General features: G+C 55.7%; 8 protein-coding genes and 1 tRNA gene. 5 read left to right on the top strand and 4 right to left on the bottom strand.

Annotation, left to right across the window (positions count from 1 at the left end; genetic code table 11):
* Nucleotides 1–22: 22 nt before the first annotated feature.
* A tRNA-Met gene (locus G6L28_RS22620) sits at nt 23–99 on the top strand.
* Here the strand turns inward: G6L28_RS22620 and G6L28_RS23265 are convergent.
* Both G6L28_RS23265 and G6L28_RS22610 read right to left on the bottom strand, forming a co-directional pair.
* A complete protein-coding gene (locus G6L28_RS23265) occupies nt 56–1,900 on the bottom strand; it encodes a recombinase family protein (RefSeq protein ID WP_202033818.1) in 1,845 nt (614 codons plus the stop codon). The genes G6L28_RS22620 and G6L28_RS23265 overlap by 44 nt on opposite strands.
* Nucleotides 1,901–2,005: 105 nt before the next feature.
* Nucleotides 2,006–2,533: a hypothetical protein gene (locus G6L28_RS22610; RefSeq protein ID WP_174066463.1), complete on the bottom strand. Its 528-nt coding sequence runs from the start codon at nt 2,531–2,533 to the stop codon at nt 2,006–2,008.
* A 648-nt stretch (nt 2,534–3,181) separates the two neighbouring features.
* Here G6L28_RS22610 and G6L28_RS22605 point away from each other — a divergent pair.
* Nucleotides 3,182–4,264 (top strand): hypothetical protein, encoded by a 1,083-nt coding sequence (locus tag G6L28_RS22605; protein WP_174066461.1) that lies wholly within the window; start codon nt 3,182–3,184, stop codon nt 4,262–4,264.
* A gap of 100 nt (nt 4,265–4,364) precedes the next feature.
* Here G6L28_RS22605 and G6L28_RS22600 read toward each other — a convergent pair whose 3' ends face one another.
* Both G6L28_RS22600 and G6L28_RS22595 read right to left on the bottom strand, forming a co-directional pair.
* The gene (locus tag G6L28_RS22600; protein WP_174066459.1) at nt 4,365–4,958 is read right to left on the bottom strand and encodes a hypothetical protein; all 594 of its coding nucleotides are present in this window, start codon (nt 4,956–4,958) and stop codon (nt 4,365–4,367) included.
* Entirely contained in the window at nt 4,955–5,287 is a 333-nt protein-coding gene (locus tag G6L28_RS22595) for a hypothetical protein (protein ID WP_110801240.1), read from the bottom strand. Before G6L28_RS22595 ends, G6L28_RS22600 begins: the two co-directional genes overlap by 4 nt.
* A gap of 680 nt (nt 5,288–5,967) precedes the next feature.
* On the opposite strand from G6L28_RS22595, the gene G6L28_RS22590 reads away from it, so the two are divergent.
* From G6L28_RS22590 to G6L28_RS22580, 3 genes are all read left to right on the top strand, one after another.
* Entirely contained in the window at nt 5,968–6,864 is an 897-nt protein-coding gene (locus G6L28_RS22590) for a hypothetical protein (RefSeq protein ID WP_174066457.1), read from the top strand.
* Nucleotides 6,865–7,036: 172 nt separating this feature from the next.
* Nucleotides 7,037–7,333, top strand: coding sequence for a hypothetical protein (locus tag G6L28_RS22585; RefSeq protein WP_174066455.1), 297 nt, complete (start codon nt 7,037–7,039; stop codon nt 7,331–7,333).
* Nucleotides 7,333–8,334: a hypothetical protein gene (locus G6L28_RS22580; protein ID WP_174066453.1), complete on the top strand. Its 1,002-nt coding sequence runs from the start codon at nt 7,333–7,335 to the stop codon at nt 8,332–8,334. Before G6L28_RS22585 ends, G6L28_RS22580 begins: the two co-directional genes overlap by 1 nt.
* Nucleotides 8,335–8,425 lie beyond the last annotated feature (91 nt).

Genomic DNA, 8,425 nt, shown 5'->3' with positions numbered 1-8,425 from the left:
CCCAACGTCAGCTCAAATATAACGCGGGGTGGAGCAGCCCGGTAGCTCGTCAGGCTCATAACCTGAAGGCCGCAGGTTCAAATCCTGCCCCCGCAACCACCGACACTTGTAACAGCTTCCATTCAGCCTCCGCCTCGGCGAATACGGCACGGAAGCGTTCAAGATATGCCAGCTTCTCAGATTGATTCTTAAACTCACCCGCCCTGATCCGGCGGGCGAACTCGTTTCTATGCCGCTCTGTGAGACCGGCACTGTATTCCTGGAACGCCTGCATCGAAGCACGGATTGCAGCAAGTTGACCGTAAATTGTGAGCTCCGTCGACTTGCCATCGGAGCTGGGCGAGATGACGACCTTCTGAACAAGCTGCCTCAGGAAGCTGAAATGTCGCTGAACTGTTTCATCTTGGCTAGCACCGGTACGCACAACTGCGGTGAGCGCGCCGATGACAGCGTTGTACATTGCCGGATTGATGATGAACGTCTTTGCGGGACCTTTTGTCTTTCTGGTGGTCATTGCGAGATTGGCTTCAATCTCATCACGCTGCTTCTGTAGCTCATCGAGCATCTTATCGAATGCCTCGATCTGCGGCTGTCCGTTCATAATACGCTGGGTGATTTGCTCTGCGACCACCTCTTGCCTGTGTGAAATATCCCGTAAGCTAGCGCGCAGCTTTCCTTCGTTGCGCTCACGGTTCGCTCCCGCAGCTAACAGCTGCTTGTTGATCTCATCCTGGATGGAAGCCGTGCTGTCGACCGAGAGCAGGCGGGCGGGAATGGCGTGGAGAACTCGCCTTTCCAACTCGTGTCGGCTGATGGTTTTGGAGTTGGGGCAAACGACGCCACCCAGATGTTCGATGGGGAGCTTCTTCTGGCGATTGGTGCAGCCGTACCGGTCCTTTGCCATGATCGCGTAGGGACCGCTGCAATGGCTGCACTCAAGCAATCCACTGAGAAGATAGGAGGGTCGATGAGTACGGTTTAACCGGTTGGTTGTCGTATGGCTGAAACTCGCCTCGACTTCCATCTGGCGTTTCTTAACCTTCGCCCACAGCTCGTCGGACACGATACGCAGCTCAGGTACCTCGCCGACCACCCACTCGCTTTTATCATTCATCCGCGCTTCACGATTCTCCGTCTCGGGGTTCTTTCGGAAATTGCGCCGGTTGAATACGAGGCGACCAATATAGGTCTCGTTGTTGAGAATCCCGGCACCACGATCTCGATGACCGCGGATGGCCGTGTCACGCCATTTAAGCCCGCGAGGGCCTGGTACGGGGGGCAAACGTCCATTGAGTTCGACAGCCAATTCTTTCGGTGACCTTCCGAGCACGTATTGTTCGAATAGCCATCTGACGATCTCGGCCTGCTCCTCGTCAATCTCCCGTTCACCTGGAATACGATCGCCTTTGACGTCATAGACGAGCTTTGCCCTGTAGCCGTAGGCAATCCCTCCAGCTGCCCGCCCTTTCTTGACGGAGGTCTTCATCCCCTCCCGCGTACGGTAACGGGTTTGTTCGATCATGTCGTGACTGATGATCGAACGAAGACCGAGCTCCATGTCATTAACTGCGGAGCTGTTCTGGACTGTCCAGAGCTCAACACCATGGTGTCGAAGCTGTTTGAGAATGCCGGAGCTGTGTTCCATGTCTCGGGAGATGCGGTCGACCGAAACGCAAAGAAGAACGTGGATATCGCCGCGCTTGATACGGCGCAGGACGTTTTGGATGCCGGGCCGTGACTTCAGTTTCGTCCCACTGATCGCTCGATCTTCGATGGTCTCGGTAATCGTCCAGCCGCGCTCGCGAGCGAACTCCCTGCCGAGCGCTACCTGCGTCTCAATGGATTGTTCATCCTGGCGATCAGTCGAATAGCGGGCGTAGAATAGGACGTTCTTGGTCATGATGGCTCTGCGAAGCTCATAAGTGAATAATACCTAACGGAAATTTTGCCGTTCCAAGCCGGCGCGCGAAATTTTTGGCGTGCCGGCTGGGCTGTGGTTGGCAGATCAAATAGCCGCGGTACGATAAATGCCTTGCTCGAAAAGCTCTGGCGTTCCGTAGTGTCGGCGCATACCGACCGCATCCGCGAGAATGCCGGCACTTTGCTTGATCTGCAGCAGGTTCAGTACGAAATTCGTTTCGAATACGATCCCGAAATACAGATTGTCAGTCGTGTCGCGCCAAGTCGGATCGATGACCTTGTTATCGGCGTCAACGAGCCAGGCGTGTTGCACCGGAATCGGCAGTTCGGCGTCCATCGCATAACCTTCAGCGTACCGGATGCCGGTATCTCCCGCAGCCACTCGTGAGACAAGAACCTGCGTGGCGTTATCGAAGGCTTGCTTCCCAGGACCGCGGGTGAACCAGTCGGGATTTGTGTCCGTCGGTTCGAAGGTTCTTGCGTGTTGCAGCAAGGCGGTTGCCGGTCCAAAGCCTCGCTCCATCTCGGCGTTCATCTGGATGAACGTAAGGAGTTGTTCGAGGTAGGGATCGGACGTTGTTTCAATGTGATTAAGGTTGAAGGTATCAGTCATGATGATCTCCCTGCGCGTCGCGCATCGTTGTTCTTCGGTATGTCGGAAAAAACGATGACGGAACCGTGTGAGCCGGTATTTACCGTCGAGAGCTCTTGACGCAGGATCGGCTCTCCCTCACGCTCACAACCGCTTGGGACGACACTGTCGTGACTGTTCAAATAATCGATCTGGTGAAAATGGCAAGCGAGACGGTGGAGCGACTGCGGTCATCTCGTGGCTTGGTTAAAGAAAAGTTCTCAGCGGTTGACCTTGCGGGTAGTCTGCAGAAGCAGGAACCCTGACGTAGGTGGGCTCTTTGAGACCTGCTAGGTATCTTAGGCTGATTACCAGCTAGACCAAGCCGACCCATATAGGAAGTGCCGGCCTGCAGACTATTTCCGCCATAACAAACCTCTTGGGGATGACTGATGTAAACCCTTGATTGAGTTAGAAAATGCGTAATTACAATGCAGATTAAAAAATTTTGTCTCGCTGAATCTATTGGGGAATTTGGTGTGCGATTCCGCCGTAACGGCCCCTTTTCTGCTAAAAAACCATTAAAAACATGGAGTTGACAAAAGCGGTTGTAACACTTTTCCCAAACTCATGTCATCATTATCTCACGGTCGCTTATGAAGATCGGTCGAAAACGGAGACAGGAGACTTATGTCAAAATACACCCATAGGAAGAAGGATTCGGTCGATGAGGCCAATCCAGGCTCCACCCTCAGCCCGGCGCAGCAGGACGAACTGAAACGGCTCCGAGACGCCTTTCGGTCGCTCGGGCGTCGCACGACGGAACAGGCCTATGACATCGGCGATTACCTCTCGCGCGCAAAATCCATTCTCCCTGAGAAGGCTCTCGGCGCATGGGTTAAGGCGGTGTGCAAGTTCACGCCTAAGACCGGCCGAAACTATATGGCCGTCCATAACAACCTGATAGATTATAAGGAGCGGTTGGTGTCGATGGCTGTCGCCCCCACGGTCCTGTTTGTGCTGGCCTCAGCCAAACGGTCGGACATTGATCGCGTCATCACGGCGATCGAGAACGGCGAAACCCTGACCGTGACTCAGATAAAGGTCATGATCGGTATCCAGACCAAGCGCACAAGTGCCCATAGTGACGACGATCTTAATGTCGGTGGTCTTGCCGGGTTGCGGAAAGCTGCCGAGTTGAAGACGACGCAGGACGTCGCGCAGTTTCACGGTCTTATGTCGGCAGTCCTCAAGCAGGTCGAAAAGGCCATGGAGCCAATCGCCAAAGGGCGAGCGGTGAAGAAGGGGGAGCTCCAGGACGCGATCGTTTACGATTGCCGGCATGCCCACGACCTTCTCAACAGCATAGCGGCACCGATGAAAGCGGAAATGGTCGCAAGTGTGAATTGGCGGCCTGCACGTCTTCCAGAGGGTAGTGCATGGCGCAAGGTTCAGGCTTTGCTGCATCGTATGGGCGGGGTTGACGGTTGGCCCGATCGCACCGATTTCGTTGGCTGGCTTCAAGGCGAGGTCGTGCCGCTGCTGCGTTTTGTAGTCCACGGGGAGGCGTTGGCCTCTACTGAAGATGACGTGGCGGTCGTTGACACGCGTGACCTTGCGCAGCCGGCACCGGCAGGCCTGAGCGTGCGGGAGCGAAAGGGGCCTGAGGTGGCGCTGACCAAGATCAACAGATTGTTCAATGGCATGAGCGCGCCGAAACGGACAGCCAAGGCGAGGCGGAAAATCACTTCTGGAGCAGCCGTCCCGGCGTAACGTCGAGAAAGCCGTACCATGGCCCCGCGCGCGTCCAGCCACTAACGAAAATGTGGAATCACGACTAAGCGGCAAAACACGGAGACCGACTGCCTATCTTTCAGGGCTTCCAGGTGCTTCCAATGGCTGCGGGTTCATCGACTCCGCCAGGGAGATCGGTGAACTTTCTGGCGTCCTCGGGTCTTCTGCCAGGTTTGGTGGGATGAAGCATTTCATCTATCACCTGGTCTGCCGATGCTATCACACCCACATCCTCCAATCCCCGGAGCAATCCGACGGTTGAGATCAGGTGCAGATTTGGTGGTCGGTTGAACACCCTCAAGCCCGCGTCCTCAAACAAGATCGCGACAGGATCGCTGGCCCTAAGATAGCGTTCAAGGCCTCCTTCATCGGAGATGAAATCGACCATGGCGAGTTCTCCGGCGTTCTTTTTCAGCTTTTGTCCAAGTCGACGCTTTTGCCGTTCGGTTTCACCTATGTCTGTGCGCTCAATCACGAAAGGTGGAGAGTTGCCATCGATGAAGTCTTTAACTTCGGCATCTTTGAGGTAGGAAAAATCGCTGGTTAGTTCGTCGTAGACAGCGTCAACGACAACAATCCGCATATCCAGTTCGAGTAGAAGATCAAGCCGATCAGCCACCCACAGACTATTGATCGGACCGGCGTCGGGCAGGATGATCGTGCACCGCTTCATCCCATCCTCCAAAGCTTTGCGAAGGTGGCAGCCTGATTCTCGATTTCGTGTGCCGGGGGAAGAGGCATGGGAAGATCGGCATCGCCGAGCGCGACGAGCAGGTCGGCGTAGTCCCTCAGACCAAGGCGACGAACTGCCTCCCGTCTCGAGAGCATCCCTTTTGAGTACGCCAGAAGCGGGTCTTCATCCGAAATTTCTCTCTCCGGTTCGGTGATCGCCTCAAAATGCTCGCGCACGATCGCAGTCATAGTTGTCCGATTTTGCGCGGCATATGCTCTAACCTTCGCAACCAGTTCATCTGGCAAATTCATGGTCGTGTTCTTCAACATGCAGCAACCCTCCGTTTCTTCACATATATATGTGAATCAGGCGCGATTGACAAGGATTGTGCGTAACCATGCCTGCGGAGATATCTTCAACACCATGGCATGCATACCTTGCCCCTATCATAAGGTTGGGGTCTCGGGACCTCGGTATGGATTCCACATTTTCGTTAGTGGCTGGCCGTGCGCGCGGGGCTTTTTTTGACCGGTGGTCGCCGCGTACCCCGTTAACCATACCGGTGCTCTTTGTTCCGGGTGTGTTCCAACCGGCTTGCCGGGCGTGAAACTCCGGGCTATGTCGACAGTGTCAGCAGAAAATGAGTACCTGCAGACACTTAGCGGCCCCCGTTGGTGCTACCAACACCTCACGGGGGCCTGACCCGCAACCTTCTTACGAAAGGCATTGGGCTATGTTGACCCTTACCTGCTTTGCTTCCGAACTGGAAGCTCCTCTGTCCCCCGATCCTGTCGATGGCCGCCTGTTGCCACGGAGCAGCTATTTGTCCCGTCGTTTTCGACGTGCCTGCGCACCATCAATCAACTGATCCACTCAACCGATCATCCCTTTTCTCGGACCCGGCTTCGTTTGAAGCTGGCTGGCTGCCGGATGCGGAAATGATTTCCGGGTCGGATGCCGTGGGTTCGAAGTTTGCGGGTTGGTCGCTACTGTCAGCAGGAGCACTAACATGACGACCATTCCCTCAGGCGCGTCTGGCGCGCCAGCCTATTCGTATGCCGTCGATCTCGATGCATTACAGCCGCGCTTCGACATCCTCATTGACGAACTGTCTACTCAGCCTTTTTCCGCCAGCGCACTATCCAACGCGCTTGCTGGCGGGGTCAATGAAGCTGCGGCAATCCTGCGCGCCATCCCTATTCAGGAGGGCAGGCTGCTTGAGCGCGGGATTGGCATCATCGCGGGCCTCAATCCTGACCTTGTTGTTCTGGCGCATAATCTGCGGCTACCGGTTACAAAGACCGCCCTTGAACTCGTCGAGAAAAACGATCCAAAGCATTTCCGGTCTCTAACCCTCGACGCCGATACCGGTGGGCGTAAGACCTACACGCCGGACCTGATCCTGTTGAACAGGAAAACGAAGATCGCCCACGTCATCGACGTCAAGCGCAGCCTCGGCTCTTACGAAGTCTCCCGCATCAACGAGCTGAAGAGCCGAATGTTGGCCGCCGCCCTCGTCGTACCCGATCTTCTCTACCGAGAGCATCGTCGGCTGGTGGTGGAGGAGGTCCGTGTCGTGATCCTGAATGCGGAGAACCAACGCTCCGACATTGACGGCGGCGTCTGGCCACTGCGCGATCTCGATCATCTCCTCGAGGTCGCCGATGCAGGCAAGGCAATCGGAATGTTGCGCGAGCACTTCCATGGCCGGATCGACGACAACTGGAGAATGGCAAGGGGCGGTTACACCCGACAAGCGGAACTGCCCCGCATTGACGATAATGCCGCTGACGCCCCGAAGGATGGGTTGTCGGGGCCGATAGAAGTCAGGCCGAATGAATGTAAGGTCGATTACGGCCACATCCGTGTTGGTTTTGCCCGTAGCCCTCGAACGGGTACGGGGTGACCGGCCAGCGAAACGTCTATTCCGATATTTTCCTCATCATTCACGCCGAACCTATGTTCGGCGACAGGAGACGTTCGCCATGCGCCGACCTACCTCAAATATTATCCCATTCCCGGGTCCCCACAGAGAAGACCGAGATTTTACATCGGTCACAAACGACCGGTCGAAGAGATTGGAGAAATTTAAGACCGCCGCCAAACAGAATGCGACCTCTCGGTCGCAGGTCATCCCCAAAGCCTTTGCAAGGTGTTCCGCGAATTCTACTACTCCGCCTGATCCAGCTGTCGTTGCCCAGGTCGTCATCGGCTTTGCTCGACGCAAGGGCATTGCCATGACCAGCATTCCCCAAACCTTCCGACAGCAGTTGCTTGCGTTGTGTGAAGCGGGCGATCCAACGGCTTTGATGCTGCGCGGCTGGCTCAGGGGCAATCGACAGTTCATGCCTCATGAAATCGGGGAGGGCGCGTGATGGAAACCCTGACCGATCGTATTACCCGCTATCTTATGGCTCGTGTTCACCGGCTTGCAGTCCTTGATCTCTATGAGCGTGCAGCGGGCGTGGGACTTCTGGAGCAGGCTTTCATCATCGAAGGGGATGAACAGTCCGGCACGGTTTGGCGTGTGCCAAAGCATTCTCTGCATCTCCTCCGTTCCGAACCGGTGAAGCTTCACGCTGAGTTAGGACGGCGTCTTCGCAGAGAACCTTACAAAACACCGACCTTTGATGTTCACGGACAAGACTTTGCTGAACCGGCCGTTGGAAAGGTTCGCTCGGCAACGAAGCGAAGAAGCAAGCAATATACATCGGCAACAGCCACGCGCGAAGCGTCCGTCCCTGCGTGTCGCCATGAGTTCCTGGCACAGCTTCGCAAGCATATTGCGCCGCCGAGCGTAGCCCATGTTGCTATCGCTTTACTGGTGGCGCGTGCCGTTGGTTCAAGCATTCCCGATCTGTCGTTGCTGTCGGCGGTCCTCCGAAACCCAGGAGCTTTCGTCCTGATCAAAGCACCGGTCGGACGGTTTGAGCGGCGATTTGTTTTTATGCTTGAAGATGGATTGATCCTACCGTGCTGGACAAAGCTCGAAGACGTTTATCGCAGCAATTCCGTTTGGGACGGCCATAGTGATCGCCGTCGAAAGAGGCCACGCAAGACGATTAAGAAACTTGTAGGGACGGACGTCCAAAAGGCGGTTGAACGGTCGTTGAGCAAGTCTCTCGTTGATGTCCTTCTCGAACGCTCGGCCCCGGTAGTTCTTGCCGATGAGACAGAGACCGCCCTTCCGCCCTTCGTCTCGATGACGGCCGACCTTGTGCTCGAGACTGCTGGTTTCGATCATGAGATGCTGGCGGAGCTTCTGCACATCTGTTGCGGCATCGCGCCGAAGCAATCCCTGCAGCAGCTGGAAAAGGCGGCATTTGATCTCAAGGGTCTGTCAATCAGAGGTGGCTCGGAAAATCTGCACAGCTAGGATAAGTGGAATTTCTGCCTGACTTCAGCTTAAATGCTGAGAACAGGAGATACCATGACGAGACGACCGCGCCGGAACCATAGCCCGGCTT

The organism is Agrobacterium larrymoorei, assembly GCF_013322225.1.
Classification (GTDB): domain Bacteria; phylum Pseudomonadota; class Alphaproteobacteria; order Rhizobiales; family Rhizobiaceae; genus Agrobacterium; species Agrobacterium larrymoorei_A.
This window is presented reverse-complemented; position numbering and strand designations above follow the sequence as displayed.